Source organism: Psychrobacter sp. TS_SC_6 (assembly GCF_056156305.1).
In genome coordinates this window covers 2,565,597-2,581,518 of sequence record NZ_CM149590.1, presented here as the reverse complement: position 1 = coordinate 2,581,518, position 15,922 = coordinate 2,565,597, and the positions used below count along the sequence as shown (strand labels likewise).

The window sequence follows — 15,922 nt, the reverse complement described above, 5'->3', positions numbered from 1 at the left end:
AGTAAGTCCGACATGGGTATTGATTCTATCTTAGGCTAATGATGGTTAAGCATCGTTGTGTAAGACAGTGCTGTAAGATGGTCAAACTCTTGTTATAATGTCGTCACTTTACCTCTATCCCCTATCTAAAACCTTAAGGCAGAATATTCTATGAGCATGAACGCTGACGATTTGATTGCATTTTTACAAACGCATTTTCCAGATGCCTTTATTCAAGCTGCTAATCAAGGAACTAAGTTTGATGTGCGTGTGGTTGATGCCAGTTTTGAGGGCAAACGCGCCGTCCAACGTCAGCAAGCCGTTTATGCTTTGGTCAATGATAAAATCGCCAGTGGTGATATTCATGCGCTCAATATTCAAGCGTTAACGCCTGCTGAATGGAATGTTCAATCGCAAGGCTAGAGTAGGTTAAAGCTTTTTATTTACGACTGGATTGTTTATTACGAGCAAGTATTTTTGCCACTGATAAGCGATTCGGTTTTTCATTGTTTTTATACTTATCGTTAGGTTGTCATCTTTATGGATCAATTTTTAATCACTGGTAGTAGTCGTATCGCAGGGGAAGTCACCATTTCAGGCGCTAAAAATGCCGCGTTGCCATTGCTTGCGGCTATGATATTGGCTGAGACGCCGACGACATTGCACAATGTGCCATCGCTACAAGATGTGCGCACTTTGATTGAGTTGATCGGTGGCATGGGTATCAAAATCCAAAAGCAGGGTGATACCGTCACTTGCGATACCAAGAGTATTGATAATTTTTATGCGCCCTATGATTTAGTCAAAACCATGCGCGCCTCAATCTTAGTACTGGGTCCATTATTGGCACGTTTTGGTGAGGCAGAAGTATCCTTGCCGGGTGGTTGTGCGATTGGTTCGCGCCCCGTTGATCAGCATCTTAAAGCTTTTGAAGCAATGGGTGCTAGTATTACAGTAGAAAATGGCTATGTAATTGCGCAAGCACCAAAGGGCGGTAAGCTGTTAGGTTGTAAGTTCTCATTTGACATGGTGACGGTAGGCGGTACTGAAAACGTTATTATGGCAGCAGCACTTGCTAAAGGCACGACTGTTTTGGGCAACTGTGCGCTTGAGCCAGAAGTGGTTGATTTGGCTAACATGCTGGTCGCAATGGGTGCTAAAATCAGTGGTATTGGTACAGCAACCATGACGATTGAAGGCGTTGAGCGCTTGCATGGTTGTGAGTACTCGGTCGTGCCAGATCGTATCGAAACAGGCTCTTACCTTGCTGGCGCCTTGATGACACGCGGTGATGTATTGACTAAGAATACTTCTGCGCTACTATTAACACCTGTGCTAGAAAAATTTGAAGACATGGGTGCAATTATCACTACGGGTGATGATTGGATTCGCGCACAAATGAAAGTTCGACCAAAAGCGGTCGATATTCGTACCCAGCCACATCCAGGCTTTCCAACGGATATGCAGGCACAGGTGATGGCGATTGCTTGTTTGGCTGATGGCACCAGTACCTTTATCGAAAATATCTTTGAGAACCGTTATATGCACGTCCCTGAGCTTAACCGCCTAGGCGCCTCTATCCAAGTAGACGGTCATACCGCTGTGGTAAAAGGGGTTGAATGCTTTACCGCCGCACCTGTGATGGCGACTGATTTGCGTGCTTCGATGTCGCTGGTGATGGCAGCGGCAACGGCAGAAGGCGAGAGCTTAATTGACCGCATTTATCATATTGACCGTGGCTATGAGCACGTTGAAGCAAAACTGCGTGCGCTTGGCGTCAATATCGAGCGTATCAATAGCAACGATTAATGTGGCTTGCTAAAAGTTATAACGCTAGCATTAACACTGGCGTTATAATCGAAATAAATTTTAAGCCTAGTATAATATTATTAAGAATGCCCTTTAACGGCGACAACTTCCAGCACCATCAGCACACGGACCAGCGTCACTATGACCGAAGTAACCAACAGCTTATCAACCAGTGGTTTATTAAACGAAGTCAATGATGAATTTTCAGGCTTAACACTGGCATTATCCAAGGGTCGTATCTTAGAAGAGACGATGCCACTTTTGCGTGCCGCTGGCGTTGAATTATTGGAAGATCCTGAAGCCTCACGCAAGCTTATTTTTCCAACCTCAAACCCCAATATCCGAGTATTAATTTTACGCGCAAGCGATGTGCCAACATATGTTGAACACGGTGCAGCGGATTTTGGCGTGGCAGGTAAAGATGTGTTGCTTGAACATGGCGCCAATCATGTTTATGAATTATTAGATCTAAAGATTGCTCAGTGTAAGCTCATGACCGCTGGCGTAAAAGATGCCCCATTACCCAACCGTCGCCTACGTATTGCCACTAAATACGTGAATGTTGCCCGTGCTTATTTCGCAAGTCAAGGACAGCAAGTTGATGTGATCAAGCTGTATGGCTCGATGGAACTTGCGCCCTTGGTTGGTTTAGGTGATTTGATAGTCGACGTCGTTGATACGGGCAATACGCTACGCGCTAACGGACTCGAAGCACGAGATCATATCTGTGATGTTTCCTCTCGTCTTATCGTTAATCAAGTCAGTTATAAGCGCAAGTTTTCATTGCTTGAGCCGATACTAGATAGTTTTAAAAACAGTATCAGCAATGCTTCATAAACCCGTACATGATAGAGGCGTACCGTAGATTGATAATATCAAGTATGGTTATACAAAATTCCAAACCAGTTTAGCGCTCTAAGGAGAACATAGCGTGCTAAACTGGTTTTATTGTATTTGTATGTCAGCTAATAAAAGCATCATATAGTCTGAATGTGATTACTATAAATAAGCTGGCATCTAAGCCCCCATATTATCCTTTTTACCGCTGTATTCATGCTCAAATATAGGACAAAGCCATGCGCCAATTAAGTACGCAAGATGCCGATTTTGACCGTCAGTTGACAGAACTGCTTGCTTTTGAAACCGTTAATGATACCGATTTACTCAAAACGGTAGATGACATTATTAGCAAAGTCCGTCATGGCGGGGATAGTGTGGTGCTAGAATTGACGCAGCAGTTTGATCAACATCCAGCAACGACAATGCAGGCTTTAGAATTACCCAAAGAGGCACTCGCTGAAGCATTTGCCAATCTTGATGACGCCGTGAAAAGCGCTCTGACCACAGCAGCGACGCGCGTGCAAAGCTTTCATGAGCGCCAAGTACAAGAGTCATGGCAGTATGAAGATGAGTTCGGCAATCGTTTAGGTCAAAAGGTCACGCCGCTTGACCGTGTCGGCATTTATGTGCCGGGCGGTTTGGCATCTTATCCTTCTTCAGTATTAATGAACGCTATCCCTGCCAAAGTTGCTGGCGTCAAAGAAGTCATCATGGTCGTACCAGCACCAAAAGGTGTACTCAATCCCTTGGTATTAGCGGCGGCGCATTTGGCACAAGTTGATCGCGTCTTTACTATTGGCGGTGCACAAGCGGTAGCAGCATTGGCATATGGTACTAAAACGATTCCGGCAGTAGATAAAATCACTGGACCGGGCAATAAATATGTTGCAGCCGCCAAACGCGCGGTATTTGGTCAAGTCGGTATCGATATGATTGCTGGACCTTCTGAGGTACTGGTTTATGCAGAAGGCGAAGCAGCAGACCGTGCTGATTGGTTAGCGATGGATTTATTATCACAGGCAGAGCATGATCGTATTGCCCAAGCGATTTTTGTGACTACCAGTGAAAAACAGCTTAAAGAAGTCGCCATTGAAATTGAAAAAGCCTTGGCTGCATTACCCAAGGCAGATATCGCTCGTGATTCGCTAAAAAATCGTGGCGCGCTTATTCTAGTGAAAGACCGTGAAGAAGGGATGGCGGTGATCAATCGCGTTGCGCCTGAGCATTTGGAGCTTTCTGTTGACAATCCAGACGCATTGCTTAGTAGTATTCGTCATGCAGGTGCTATCTTTATGGGACGTCATACACCAGAGGCAATCGGTGACTACTGTGCAGGACCGAATCATGTGCTACCGACATCGGGTACAGCACGCTTTTCGTCACCGCTTGGCGTATATGATTTTCAAAAGAAATCATCCATTATTTATTGTAGTGAAGCGGGCAGTAAGCCTTTGGCTGAGACGGCAGATATTTTAGCGCAGCATGAGGACTTAGAAGCCCATGCGCGTTCGGCTCGTTATCGTTACGAGTCCTAATTTTCTCAAAAACAATTATTGGAATAACAGTTTTAGAAATAACCATTTCTGTGATTAATAGTAGGATAACTTATGAGTGAATCAAAGATAGATAACAGACTTTGGTCATCTAAAGCGCGTAATTTATCGCCGTATGTCCCTGGCGAGCAGCCCCAGCATCACAATTTATGCAAGTTGAATACCAATGAAAATCCATTTCCACCTTCACCAAAAGTGGGTGAGGCGATTATTGAAGTCTTAGCGCAGCAAGCGGATGATTTGCGCTTGTACCCTGCACCTGAGTCTGAAGAATTGCGTGGCGCATTGGCCACGCTTTATGATCTTGATATCAATCAAGTGTTTGTTGGTAATGGCTCAGATGAAGTATTGGCATTGGTATTTGCCAGCTTCTTCTTAAAAGAGCGCCCAATTTTAGCGCCTGATATTAGCTACAGCTTTTATCCCGTTTATGCCAATACCTTTGGTATAGAGCTTGTGCAAATCCCATTAGAAGCAGATTTTAGTATCAGTCCTGATGCCTATCGTCGACCTTGCAGTGGTATCGTTATTGCCAATCCAAATGCGCCAACCGGTTTATTATTGTCGCTTGCCGATATCCGTAAGCTTGCAGGCGAGCACTCAAACTCAGTGATTGTGATTGATGAGGCGTATATTGATTTTGCTCAGCCAGAAGAGAGTAGTACAGACGTAGAAGTATCAGCGGTTAGCCTTATTAATGAATTTGATAACTTGCTCGTTACCCAGACCTTTTCAAAATCGCGCTCGCTTGCCGGACTGCGTGTCGGTATGGCATTTGGTAATGCCTCATTGATTGAAGCATTAACGCGTATGAAAAACAGCTTTAATAGTTATCCACTTGATAAGTTGGCACAAGCTGGTGCAACAGCTAGCGTCTTAGATGTTGAATATTTTGAGAAAACTCGCCAGCAGGTCATCGATTTTCGTACATCATTGACGGCTGAGTTGACAGCATTAGGTTATGACGTACTGCCATCACATGCCAACTTTGTATTTGCGCGTCCTCATGATGGTGCTGCCAGTCAAGTAGCAGAAGTATTACGTGAGCAAGGTATCATTGTTCGTCATTTTGATAAGCCGCGTATTAGTGAGTATTTGCGCATTACGATTGGCACCGCTGCCCAGAACGCGCGTTTAATTGATGCGTTAAAAGCGCTACAAGCAGTGGCAGATGTTGAAGTTAATTAATATCTAGCTTAACTATAGTACTAAAACAATGTTTTATAAGTCATAAAAGAGCCTGCTAACATCATGTTAGCAGGCTCTTTTGCGCCGCTTTAAGCTGTCTTCTAACTTAAGCCTCAGTCGTTAGCAAGGACAGAGAGTAGGTTGCCGACCTTATCTAGGCATTCCTGATATTCAGCATCGCAGTCAGAGGCAACGGTAATACCTCCGCCTGCCCATAAACTGACTTGTTTACTGTTGTCTGTTGTGCTGGTTGTTTGTAGTGTGCGAATCAGTACATTCCACTGACCGCTACCATCAAAGTTCATATAGCCCATGGTGCCACAATAAGCACTACGTGGTGCCGCTTCCAGTTCTGCAATAATCTCCACCGCCCGTTTTTTTGGCGTGCCAGTAATTGATCCTGCAGGCAAACTGCCAAATAAGACGCTTAACGGATGGGTATCTGTCTTGAGCTCGGCGGTAATGGTGCTGACCATATGATGTACATTACTAAAGCTCTCAATCGCAAATAGCTGAGGCACTTTTACGCTACCGACTTTGGCGTATTTACCCAAGTCATTACGTAACAAATCCACAATCATGACGTTTTCGGCACGGTCTTTTTCGCTATTAATTAACTGCTGCTTGTAGTCATTGTCTTGTTCGGTTGTTAAGCCGCGCGGCATGGTTCCTTTGATCGGCTTGGTACGTATATGATGCTTGTCAGTCTCAATATCTTTGCTAAAGGTAAAAAACAATTCAGGCGAACAGCTTAATAATTCAAACTGGTGGTTTGATGTATTTACTTTACCTTCATGATGATAGCTATCAATGGCTATATATCCTGCAAAAGGCGCTTGAGTATTAGCGTGCAGAGCAGGTAAATAGTCAATGAGGCTTGTGATTGAATTATCTTCATAAGCGCTTAAATAGCCACTCCATGCTTGGGTTAAATTAATCTGATAACAATCGCCTTGCTGCAAATAATTTTGTGTTTGATGGAACGCCTGCTGATAGTGTCGTTTGCTCCACTGAGCTTTTAGTAATAAAGGCGGCGTTTTACAGGAGTATTTTTTAGTGACATTCTCATTTGATAGTTGATTATCCAAACTATCCAAATAAGATGTCAGTACTCTGATTAGAGCATTTGTATCCTGCTGGACTGAGCTGCTGTCAGAGTTATTATTGTTATCATTATTTACCTTTAGCTGCCAATCGTTTGGATTACTTGCATCTGCTGTGAGATAGATATCGTAATGCCCTAGCAATGCGCACGGCTGTGCTGCCATCTCAATATTGGCAGTTGGGCTTAATTCATGAGCGCTGATGTCATAACTGATAAAACCTATTAAGCCATGCTGATAATTCGGCGACTGATTATCCTGACTTATTGAGAGTGAGCTAGCACTGCTATTTTCATGAGCCCGACTGTAAGCAATTAATTCCTCTTGCCAGTCGCTATAACTCATATAGCTTGTAATAGCACTATCACTGGAATTACTATAAAGGTGAACATTCCTACGCCATGTTTTCTCGACTTTATAAAGGCTTGCCTGTTTAGTAGCATGCAGCGTGTCATTAGTCACAGGATAAACGCACCAGCTCGTCTTTGGTAATAAGCCAATGACTGGTAGCCCATCGTTATTGAGCCAAACCAGCTGCCAGTTTGCTTTACTATTTTGTTCTAACAAATATCGTTGCAGGTGCGGCATTAATTCGGCAGCAGATAAGTCACCAAAACGCCAGCTAGTTTTGCTAGCTGGCGGTAGGGCAGAATCTTTCTGTACAGTAGTATGAGAATCTATTACAACCATAGTCTAAGCGTCAAACTTTTTGATGATTAATGTGGCATTAGTACCACCAAAGCCAAAGCTATTGCTCATAAGAGTCTCAAGCTCAACATCGCGTTTTTTAGTGACGATATCAAAGCCTTTGGCAGCTGGATCTAATTCTGTAATATTGATACTTGGTGCAATAAAGCCGTCTTGTAACATCAGTAAGCAATAAATGAGCTCTTGCGCACCGACCGCACCCAAGCTATGACCTGTCATAGACTTGGTTGAGCTAATCGCAGGTACTTTACTGATATCGTTATCAAATACTTTGGCAATGGCTTTAAGCTCAGTGATGTCACCAAGTGGCGTACTGGTACCATGGCTATTGATATAATCTACGCTTTCTAAACCAGCTTCAGCAAGTGCCAGCTTCATACAGCGTACTGCGCCTTCACCGCTTGGAGCGACCATTTCTGCGCCATCAGAGCTGGCACCGTAACCGACGATTTCAGCCAAAATATTGGCACCGCGTGCTTGGGCATGTTCTAAGCTTTCAACGACTACCATCGCGCCGCCTGCAGCGATAACAAAACCATCACGGTCTTTGTCATAAGCTCTTGAGGCAAGCTCTGGGGTACCGTTGTATTGAGTGCTGACAGCGCCCATGGCATCAAACATACAAGACTGAGTCCAATGTTCTGCTTCACTACCACCAGCGAGTATCACATCTGCTTTACCCAATTGAATAAGCTCGACAGCATGACCGATACAATGCGTTGACGTCGCACAAGCCGAGGTTAATGAGTATGAGATACCTTGGATTTTTAGACCCGTAGCAAGCGCCGCCGATACTGAGCTGCCCATTGTTTTTGGTACAGCCATCGCACCAACGCCGCGTAACCCTTTTTCTCGCATGGCGTCTATTGCATTGACGATATTTTCTGTTGACGCACCGCCTGAGCTGGCGACTACGCCCACACGCGGATTATTATTGATGGTTTCTAAAGAGAGTCCAGCGTGCTTAATTGCACTTAACGCACTGACATAAGCATATAGACTTGCGTCACTAAAAAACCGTTTTAGTTTGCGGTCAATAGCTGAGGTATCAAGCTGTGATTGATCAATACTGCCGCTGACGTGTGATTTGAACTCGTGCTCAGCATAAGATTCGTTGAATGTGATACCAGAGCGTCCTTGTTTAAGAGCCTCTGTGACAGTAGCCAAATCATGTCCGATACAAGAGACAATCCCTGCTCCAGTGATAACAACGCGGCGCATACAATATTCCTTATTAGTAACGATTTTTTTGATAATTACTTTTAATCATCGTTTTAAAATATCTACTTCCACCATATCACTTCATCTCTCTCTATTTTTGATAATAAATGTGTTGTTATATCAAGGCATTTAAGTGCTAGCAGCAGACTCTAACGCTATTAGGGATTCATAGAGAGTTGAGAGAAATAGAGTGCAGGTAAATAATGGTACAAGTGTACTTTGAATTATGGCATATGATACCGTATCGAGGTGGCAAAATGTTTGAGTAAATGCAAAATAATAATAAAATAGGGCTTATCAGTAACAATGATTATTCTATAATTTTATGCCGTTTGCTATTAAAGAGCAAACAATGAAGTAGATGTATGTCATGGTACAAACGTCTTTAATACGAGCTGAAGTAATAGATATACTACGATGGTTAAGTTCTCATGGATAAATGACACTTTTGGATACAAAAGGGCTGATAGCGATAACATTGTTCGCACTGACACTCGCAATAGGGGTTCGCTAGAATGGCAAACAGCGTATTATTATAAAAAGGGTGTTATAACAATATTTGAACAATAGTAATTTAACACCTGGTTCTCTAACCACATTACTTTATAACAAACATCATACTAAGGATATCAAGATGGGAAAGCGTAGCACTTTATCGAAAGGTATTAATACGGTTGGCTCTTTTACGCGTGGCAATTTAGAGCGTATGGGCGCCATGATTGATAGCGCGAATGCAAAAACTGATAAACCGCGTCAATTTAAAGCGGTGAACTTAGGCGATGAAGATTATCAACAAGATTTGTTCCGTGAGCAAACGTTAAAAGCCACTCAGCAGCTATTGGGTACACGCTTTGCAGCTTATAGTAAATATGCCAAAAAAGTAGTGCCGAATAGCTTTTTTGAGTCGACCGTTGATGGCGCTTTTGCTCAAATTGCTAAGCTTGCCGACAACTGGAGTCAAATTGACTTACCGAATCAGCATCGCTTTGCCAATATTGCTCGCTTAGACGACGAGGAGCGTTACGCGTTAGCGACCGATATCGCCAATCAAAACCGTGCACTTGCCACGCTTGGCGGTGTTACAGGTTTGGCAGGTTTGCCGGGCTTGCTTGCGGATACATTATGGTTATTGTTGGTTTCTCTACGCACGGTTTATCAATTGGGCGCTGTATATAACAAGCCGTTAACTGGTAAGCAAGGCGTCAAAATGGCATATGAGTTACTTGCCAATGCAGATCTCAGCAAAATGCAAGAGAAGCAAGCATTGCTGGCAGGTATTGGTATTGGTAAAGGTTTATTGGATAGCGCCCAAAGCAGCGGTTTGCATAATGAGCTCAAAAACTTAGGCTTGCAGAATAAAAAAGTTAATTTTTACGCAGAGCAAGTGGACAGTATTGCCAGTCAGGTCGGTGTTGATTTGGATCAAATTAACTTAACGTGGATACGCCGATTCCTACCAGCCACTGCCGTTATCGTTGGTATGCGCTATAACAGTCAGCTGATTGATGAGGTTATTGGCGTGGCTCAAGCAACTTTTGCGCCAGAAGCTAAGCTTGCCAATCGCGCTATTACGGATGACAGTAGTAGCGAAGTAAAGGTTAGTAAGGCAACGGGCAGTACTGAGCAGAAAGAAGACAAAGCTCAAGATGCTGCACCACTGGAGAAGGAATCTAAAGAAAAAGAATCAAAAGATGCAACATCAAAAAACATAAAGTCAGACGATAATGTTACAAAAGAGGATGCAAAAGATACTCAGAAAAAAGCTGACGATAAAGAAGACGATGTTCAAAATGATGCTACAGCTGACGAAAAGAAGGCTAGTGAAAAAAAAGTCGACAGCACTAAGAATGATAAGCAGAATAGTGCAGCTAAATCTTCTGACAGCAAAACACAAAAAGCCGCTGCTAAGTCGAGTAAATAATAACCCATTAAGGTTTATTGATTATTTCGTTTTAGGATACTGAAGCTCTACGTATTTGCTATTTGTTTTTAATGTTGGCGATATCGGCTTACTGCTATTGAAAATTAAACCGATATCGCCATATAGCTCAAGTAAATGACTGTTTTTTGTCTCTAAATATCTTATCTAAATGATGTAATCATCTACTTTTGATACCGTATTTAGTTAGCTGTTTTTTTGGTTATGCCGTTAAAAACAGATAAAGTGGTATAGTAGTAGACTGAATACATATCTATCCGCTGCTGTAAAGTCCAACTACTCATAAGTGGTTGAAATAGCAGCAACAAGTCTTTATAATACACTGTCCTAAAAATGGGTGTGCCAAAATCTGTCGTTAAAGTCAGATGGATGGTGCGTTTCCCTATTTTTTTGTTTTTTACCAAACGGGAGAAGGATGCCTCATGGCAACAACTAACCAATTGATTCGTAAAGGTCGCAAAACCATCAAGGAAAAGTCAAAAGTTCCTGCGTTGGAAGCGTGCCCACAACGCCGTGGTGTATGTACTCGCGTATATACTACTACCCCTAAAAAACCTAACTCAGCCATGCGTAAAGTATGTCGTGTACGTTTGACTTCAGGTTATGAAGTATCAAGCTACATCGGCGGCGAAGGTCATAACCTACAAGAGCACAGTGTTGTTCTTATCCGTGGTGGTCGTGTAAAAGATCTACCAGGTGTACGTTATCACACCGTTCGTGGTGCACTAGATTGCGCAGGCGTTAAAGACCGTAAGCAAGGTCGTTCTAAATATGGTGCTAAGAAACCTAAAGTTTAATAACTAACTGTTATTAAATGAGTTTCTTTGTATCAAACATTAACTGTGCATGGGTCTGATGTGAGTAATTTTTGACCAAATGAGTCATTAACCTTTATCACATACCGCCATGCAGTAAGGCTGACTGACAACTCGATATAACGCCATCCAATATTAATTGGTGCGAGATTGTGAATGTCAGACACTCCTGAAGAAAAGGATATTTATTATGCCAAGACGTCGCGTCGTTGCTACCCGTGAGATCCTACCGGATCCTAAGTTTGGTAGCCAAACTGTTGCAAAATTCATCAACCATGTCATGAGTCATGGTAAAAAATCTACTGCTGAGCGTATCGTTTACGGTGCACTTGAAACAGTAAGCCAAAAGCGCAACATTGAAGATCCAGTTTCTTTCTTTGAAGAAGTATTGGAAAATGTTCGCCCAATGGTTGAAGTAAAAGCTCGCCGTGTTGGTGGTGCAACCTATCAAGTACCAATGGAAGTACGCCCCTCCCGTCGTACCGCCTTGGCTATGCGTTGGTTAGCTGAAGCTGCTGCAAAGCGTTCTGAAAAATCAATGGCTTTACGTTTAGCTGGCGAATTGAATGATGCTGCTGATGGCAAAGGTAATGCTATGAAGAAGCGTGACGAAGTTCACCGCATGGCAGATGCTAACAAAGCATTCTCTCATTATCGTTTCTAAGCTACTCTTAATTAATTTGTTTTTTAAAAGTAGTGTTGGATGACTGGTGTATGCCAGTCATCTAGATATAATTTATTCTATTGATTGTCGCCATTGTTAATAAATGATTTGCTTGTAATTATTGAAAGATAAATGACAGACACACTCATTCTCAGATGGCGGACATCTGTCAAGATGCTGTTCTGGAAAGGGATGCTATTCTGTAAAGAAAGTCTCCTGAGTTTGATGCCGCACTATTCTTATTAGTTACTCTTTTTTGCCCGTATTAGGTTCAATGATTAGTAATATTGCAGGGCTGAATGGCTTTGTCATAGAGTAGAGGTAGAGACACAACACATTAATATATACACGAATTTCCCTAGGAAAACACTATGGCTCGTAAAACTCCCCTAAAGCGCTATCGCAATATTGGTATCTCTGCGCACATTGATGCTGGTAAAACGACCACTACTGAACGTGTTTTGTTCTATACCGGTGTTAGCCACAAGATTGGTGAAGTACATGATGGCGCAGCCACTATGGACTGGATGGAGCAAGAACAAGAGCGTGGTATTACTATCACCTCAGCGGCGACAACTTGTTTTTGGTCAGGTATGGCAAAACAGTTTGACGAACACCGTATCAATATCATTGACACCCCAGGTCACGTTGACTTCACGATTGAAGTTGAACGTTCTATGCGTGTTCTTGATGGCGCTTGCATGGTTTACTGTGCAGTAGGCGGCGTTCAGCCACAGTCTGAAACCGTATGGCGTCAGGCAAACAAATATAAAGTTCCACGTCTTGCATTCATTAACAAAATGGATCGCGTTGGCGCTGATTTCTACCGCGTAGTAGAACAGATTAAAACTCGTTTAGGCGGCAAGCCAGTACCATTGGTTATCCCAATTGGTAAAGAAGACGACTTTGAAGGCGTTGTAGATCTAGTAACGATGAAAGCCGTCTATTGGGACGAAGCGTCTCAAGGTATGGAATATGATGAGCGTGAAATCCCAGCAGAACTACAAGAAAAAGCGGAAGAATATCGTGAGTATCTAGTAGAAAGTGCTGCTGAAGCGACTGAAGAATTGATGAATGAGTATCTTGAGAACGGTGAATTAACGGTTGATCAAATTAACTCTGCTATTCGCCAGTTGACTATTGATAACGAAATCATTCCACTTCTTTGTGGTACTGCCTTTAAAAATAAAGGTGTCCAGAAGATGTTGGACGCTGTTATTCAGTATCTTCCTGCACCAATGGATGTACCGGCTATTCGCGGTATCCTTGATGACAAAGATGAATCTGAAGGCACTCGTGAAGCGTCAGACGAAGCACCGTTCTCAGCTTTAGCATTCAAAATCATGAATGATAAGTTTGTTGGTAACTTAACCTTCGTTCGTGTTTATTCAGGTGTTCTAAAGCAAGGTAGCAGCGTTTATAACCCAGTTAAAATGAAACGTGAGCGTGTTGGCCGTATCGTACAGATGATGGCAAACTCTCAAGAAGAGTTGCAAGAAATCCGTACTGGTGATATCGCAGCCTTGGTTGGCATGAAAGATGTAACCACTGGTGATACGTTGTGTGACGAGCAAAATGTTATTACGCTTGAGCGTATGGAATTCCCAGATCCAGTTATCAGTCTAGCGGTTGAACCTAAAACCAAAGCTGACCAAGAAAAAATGTCAATCGCTTTAGGTCGTTTGGCGAAAGAAGATCCATCGTTCCGTGTACATACTGACGAAGAATCTGGTCAGACTATTATCAGTGGTATGGGTGAGCTGCATCTTGAGATTCTTGTTGACCGTATGAAGCGTGAGTTTGGTGTTGAAGCTAACATCGGCGCACCTCAGGTTGCTTATCGCGAAACGATTCGTAACACAGTTGAGCAAGAAGGCAAATTCGTACGTCAGACTGGTGGTCGTGGTAAATTCGGTCACGTTTGGTTACGTCTTGAGCCTATGGATCCAGCTGGCGATGTTCTTTATGAATTCAAAGAAGAAGTTGTTGGTGGTACGGTACCAAAAGAATTCCATGGTGCGGTTGATAAAGGTATTCAAGAGCGCATGAAAAATGGCGTACTTGCAGGTTATCCGATCGTTGGCGTAAAAGCGACCTTGTATGATGGTTCTTACCATGATGTTGACTCGGATGAGTTATCATTTAAAATGGCTGGTTCTATCGCATTCCGTAAAGGCTTCATGGCTGCAAACCCAACGCTACTTGAGCCAGTGATGAAAGTAGAAGTTGAAACACCTGAAGACTATATGGGCGATATCATGGGCGATCTTAATCGTCGTCGTGGTATGGTTCAAGGTATGGAAGACTTACCTGGTGGCACTAAGCAGATTCGTGCTGAAGTACCATTAGCGGAAATGTTTGGCTATGCCACACAAATGCGTTCAATGTCACAGGGCCGTGCAACTTACTCTATGGAATTCCAAAAGTACGCTGAAATTCCAAAATCAGTTGCAGAAGCTATCATCTCTAAATTCAACAATAAAGATGATGACGAATAAGTAAAAATCTATCGATCATGGCAATATAAGACATATCTTTATATTGTCAGTAGATAATCGAGCAATAATTGGTTAAAAGACTTGTTATTGCTCGTGATTTTCTTATAATATCTGCACATTAGTATGTGCACCCTTTTAACAGTTATCTTAATGTGGTCAGTATTCACTTAATTACTTCATATAAATTAAGCAGTTGACCCTAAAAAAAGAGGAAATACCCATGGCAAAGGCCAAGTTTGAACGTCTAAAACCACATGTTAACGTCGGTACCATCGGACACGTTGACCACGGTAAAACCACCCTTACCGCTGCAATCGCAACCGTAGCTGCAATCACTTCAGGTGGCGAAGCCAAAGACTACGCGTCTATTGACTCAGCACCAGAAGAAAAAGCACGTGGCATCACCATCAACACCTCACACGTAGAATATGACACCCCATCACGTCATTACGCTCACGTTGATTGCCCAGGTCACGCCGATTATGTTAAAAACATGATCACCGGTGCAGCCCAGATGGACGGCGCAATCCTAGTCGTATCTGCAACTGACGGCCCTATGCCACAAACTCGTGAGCACATCCTGCTTTCACGTCAGGTTGGCGTACCGTACATCGTTGTATTCATGAACAAGTGCGACGTTGTTGATGACGAAGAATTGTTAGAGCTAGTAGAAATGGAAGTTCGTGAATTATTGAGCGACTATGACTTCCCAGGTGATGACACCCCAATCATCCATGGTTCTGCGACTGAAGCCCTAAAAGGCTCACAAGAAAAATATGGTCAACCAGCGGTTGTAGAACTATTACACGTTCTTGACACCTACATCCCAGAGCCAGAGCGTGACATCGACAAAGCATTCCTAATGCCAATCGAAGACGTATTCTCAATCTCAGGTCGTGGTACTGTTGTCACTGGCCGTGTTGAATCTGGTATCGTACGCGTTGGCGACGAAATCGAAATCGTTGGTATCCGTGACACTCAAAAAACCACCTGTACTGGTGTAGAGATGTTCCGTAAACTGCTTGACGAAGGTCGTGCAGGCGAAAACTGTGGCGTACTACTACGTGGTACTAAGCGTGAAGACGTACAACGTGGCCAAGTACTAGCTAAGCCAGGTTCAATCACGCCGCATACCAAGTTTGACGCTGAAGTCTATGTATTGTCAAAAGAAGAGGGTGGTCGTCACACACCATTCCTAAACGGCTATCGTCCACAGTTCTACTTCCGTACCACTGACGTAACTGGCGCAATCCAATTACAAGAAGGTACTGAAATGGTTATGCCTGGTGATAACGTTGAGATGGGCGTAGAGCTTATCCACCCAATCGCTATGGACAAAGGTCTTCGCTTTGCTATTCGTGAAGGCGGCCGTACAGTAGGCGCTGGTGTTGTTGCTAACGTATTAAACTAATAATTAACGCTGTCAGAGTAATCTGATCTTCGTTAATAAGTTAGTCAAAGGCCATCCTTGAAAGAGGGTGGCTTTTTTGTGGGTGAATGGTTTGCTAAATCGCAGAAATGCTAATCAATTCAGTATTTATTAAAATAAGGTCTGTATGTTTAAAAGTTTAAAGCAATAAATCCATCTCTGATTTTGACTTCTAT

General features: G+C 43.0%; 12 protein-coding genes. 10 read left to right on the top strand and 2 right to left on the bottom strand.

Annotation, left to right across the window (positions count from 1 at the left end; all coding sequences use genetic code 11):
• Positions 1-150 precede the first annotated feature (150 nt).
• From AC0J5Y_RS10935 to hisC, 5 genes are all read left to right on the top strand, one after another.
• Positions 151-402 (top strand): BolA family protein, encoded by a 252-nt coding sequence (locus AC0J5Y_RS10935; RefSeq protein ID WP_475130706.1) that lies wholly within the window; start codon positions 151-153, stop codon positions 400-402.
• 117 nt (positions 403-519) lie between these two features.
• Positions 520-1,788 carry a UDP-N-acetylglucosamine 1-carboxyvinyltransferase gene (murA, locus tag AC0J5Y_RS10930; RefSeq protein ID WP_475130705.1) on the top strand — a complete coding sequence of 423 codons (1,269 nt, stop codon included), beginning with the start codon at positions 520-522 and terminating at the stop codon, positions 1,786-1,788.
• Between the two features lie 141 nt (positions 1,789-1,929).
• A complete protein-coding gene (hisG, locus tag AC0J5Y_RS10925) occupies positions 1,930-2,625 on the top strand; it encodes an ATP phosphoribosyltransferase (RefSeq protein WP_475130704.1) in 696 nt (231 codons plus the stop codon).
• Between the two features lie 239 nt (positions 2,626-2,864).
• The gene (hisD, locus tag AC0J5Y_RS10920; protein WP_475130703.1) at positions 2,865-4,163 is read left to right on the top strand and encodes a histidinol dehydrogenase; all 1,299 of its coding nucleotides are present in this window, start codon (positions 2,865-2,867) and stop codon (positions 4,161-4,163) included.
• Between the two features lie 72 nt (positions 4,164-4,235).
• The gene (gene hisC / locus AC0J5Y_RS10915; RefSeq protein WP_475130702.1) at positions 4,236-5,369 is read left to right on the top strand and encodes a histidinol-phosphate transaminase; all 1,134 of its coding nucleotides are present in this window, start codon (positions 4,236-4,238) and stop codon (positions 5,367-5,369) included.
• A gap of 113 nt (positions 5,370-5,482) precedes the next feature.
• On the opposite strand, the gene AC0J5Y_RS10910 is transcribed toward hisC, so the two are convergent.
• Both AC0J5Y_RS10910 and AC0J5Y_RS10905 read right to left on the bottom strand, forming a co-directional pair.
• Positions 5,483-7,162 (bottom strand): anthranilate synthase component I family protein, encoded by a 1,680-nt coding sequence (locus tag AC0J5Y_RS10910; protein ID WP_475130701.1) that lies wholly within the window; start codon positions 7,160-7,162, stop codon positions 5,483-5,485.
• Positions 7,163-7,165: 3 nt separating this feature from the next.
• Positions 7,166-8,401 carry a beta-ketoacyl-ACP synthase II gene (locus AC0J5Y_RS10905; RefSeq protein ID WP_475130700.1) on the bottom strand — a complete coding sequence of 412 codons (1,236 nt, stop codon included), beginning with the start codon at positions 8,399-8,401 and terminating at the stop codon, positions 7,166-7,168.
• A gap of 634 nt (positions 8,402-9,035) precedes the next feature.
• Between AC0J5Y_RS10905 and AC0J5Y_RS10900 the strand changes: the two genes are divergently transcribed.
• The 5 genes from AC0J5Y_RS10900 (at position 9,036) to tuf (ending at position 15,728) form a co-directional block, all read left to right on the top strand.
• The gene (locus tag AC0J5Y_RS10900; RefSeq protein ID WP_475130699.1) at positions 9,036-10,322 is read left to right on the top strand and encodes an EcsC family protein; all 1,287 of its coding nucleotides are present in this window, start codon (positions 9,036-9,038) and stop codon (positions 10,320-10,322) included.
• Positions 10,323-10,762: 440 nt separating this feature from the next.
• Complete coding sequence (gene rpsL / locus AC0J5Y_RS10895) at positions 10,763-11,137, top strand: 30S ribosomal protein S12 (protein WP_011281154.1); 375 nt, start codon at positions 10,763-10,765, stop codon at positions 11,135-11,137.
• Between the two features lie 208 nt (positions 11,138-11,345).
• Positions 11,346-11,819, top strand: a complete 474-nt coding sequence (gene rpsG / locus AC0J5Y_RS10890) for a 30S ribosomal protein S7 (RefSeq protein ID WP_011514497.1) — start codon at positions 11,346-11,348, stop codon at positions 11,817-11,819.
• 371 nt (positions 11,820-12,190) lie between these two features.
• Positions 12,191-14,317, top strand: coding sequence for an elongation factor G (gene fusA / locus AC0J5Y_RS10885; RefSeq protein WP_475130698.1), 2,127 nt, complete (start codon positions 12,191-12,193; stop codon positions 14,315-14,317).
• A 220-nt stretch (positions 14,318-14,537) separates the two neighbouring features.
• Positions 14,538-15,728 (top strand): elongation factor Tu, encoded by a 1,191-nt coding sequence (gene tuf, locus AC0J5Y_RS10880; RefSeq protein ID WP_475130697.1) that lies wholly within the window; start codon positions 14,538-14,540, stop codon positions 15,726-15,728.
• Positions 15,729-15,922: the final 194 nt, after the last annotated feature.

What these genes read in the sequence shown, in the direction of transcription:
- hisD (WP_475130703.1), top strand. Translation starts at nt 2,865, where the DNA reads ATGCGCCAATTAAGTACGCAAGATGCCGATTTTGACCGTCAGTTGACA.
- tuf (WP_475130697.1), top strand. Translation starts at nt 14,538, where the DNA reads ATGGCAAAGGCCAAGTTTGAACGTCTAAAACCACATGTTAACGTCGGT.
- AC0J5Y_RS10935 (WP_475130706.1), top strand. Translation starts at nt 151, where the DNA reads ATGAGCATGAACGCTGACGATTTGATTGCATTTTTACAAACGCATTTT.
- rpsG (WP_011514497.1), top strand. Translation starts at nt 11,346, where the DNA reads ATGCCAAGACGTCGCGTCGTTGCTACCCGTGAGATCCTACCGGATCCT.
- AC0J5Y_RS10905 (WP_475130700.1), bottom strand. Translation starts at nt 8,401, where the DNA reads ATGCGCCGCGTTGTTATCACTGGAGCAGGGATTGTCTCTTGTATCGGA.
- AC0J5Y_RS10910 (WP_475130701.1), bottom strand. Translation starts at nt 7,162, where the DNA reads ATGGTTGTAATAGATTCTCATACTACTGTACAGAAAGATTCTGCCCTA.
- rpsL (WP_011281154.1), top strand. Translation starts at nt 10,763, where the DNA reads ATGGCAACAACTAACCAATTGATTCGTAAAGGTCGCAAAACCATCAAG.
- hisG (WP_475130704.1), top strand. Translation starts at nt 1,930, where the DNA reads ATGACCGAAGTAACCAACAGCTTATCAACCAGTGGTTTATTAAACGAA.
- AC0J5Y_RS10900 (WP_475130699.1), top strand. Translation starts at nt 9,036, where the DNA reads ATGGGAAAGCGTAGCACTTTATCGAAAGGTATTAATACGGTTGGCTCT.
- fusA (WP_475130698.1), top strand. Translation starts at nt 12,191, where the DNA reads ATGGCTCGTAAAACTCCCCTAAAGCGCTATCGCAATATTGGTATCTCT.
- murA (WP_475130705.1), top strand. Translation starts at nt 520, where the DNA reads ATGGATCAATTTTTAATCACTGGTAGTAGTCGTATCGCAGGGGAAGTC.
- hisC (WP_475130702.1), top strand. Translation starts at nt 4,236, where the DNA reads ATGAGTGAATCAAAGATAGATAACAGACTTTGGTCATCTAAAGCGCGT.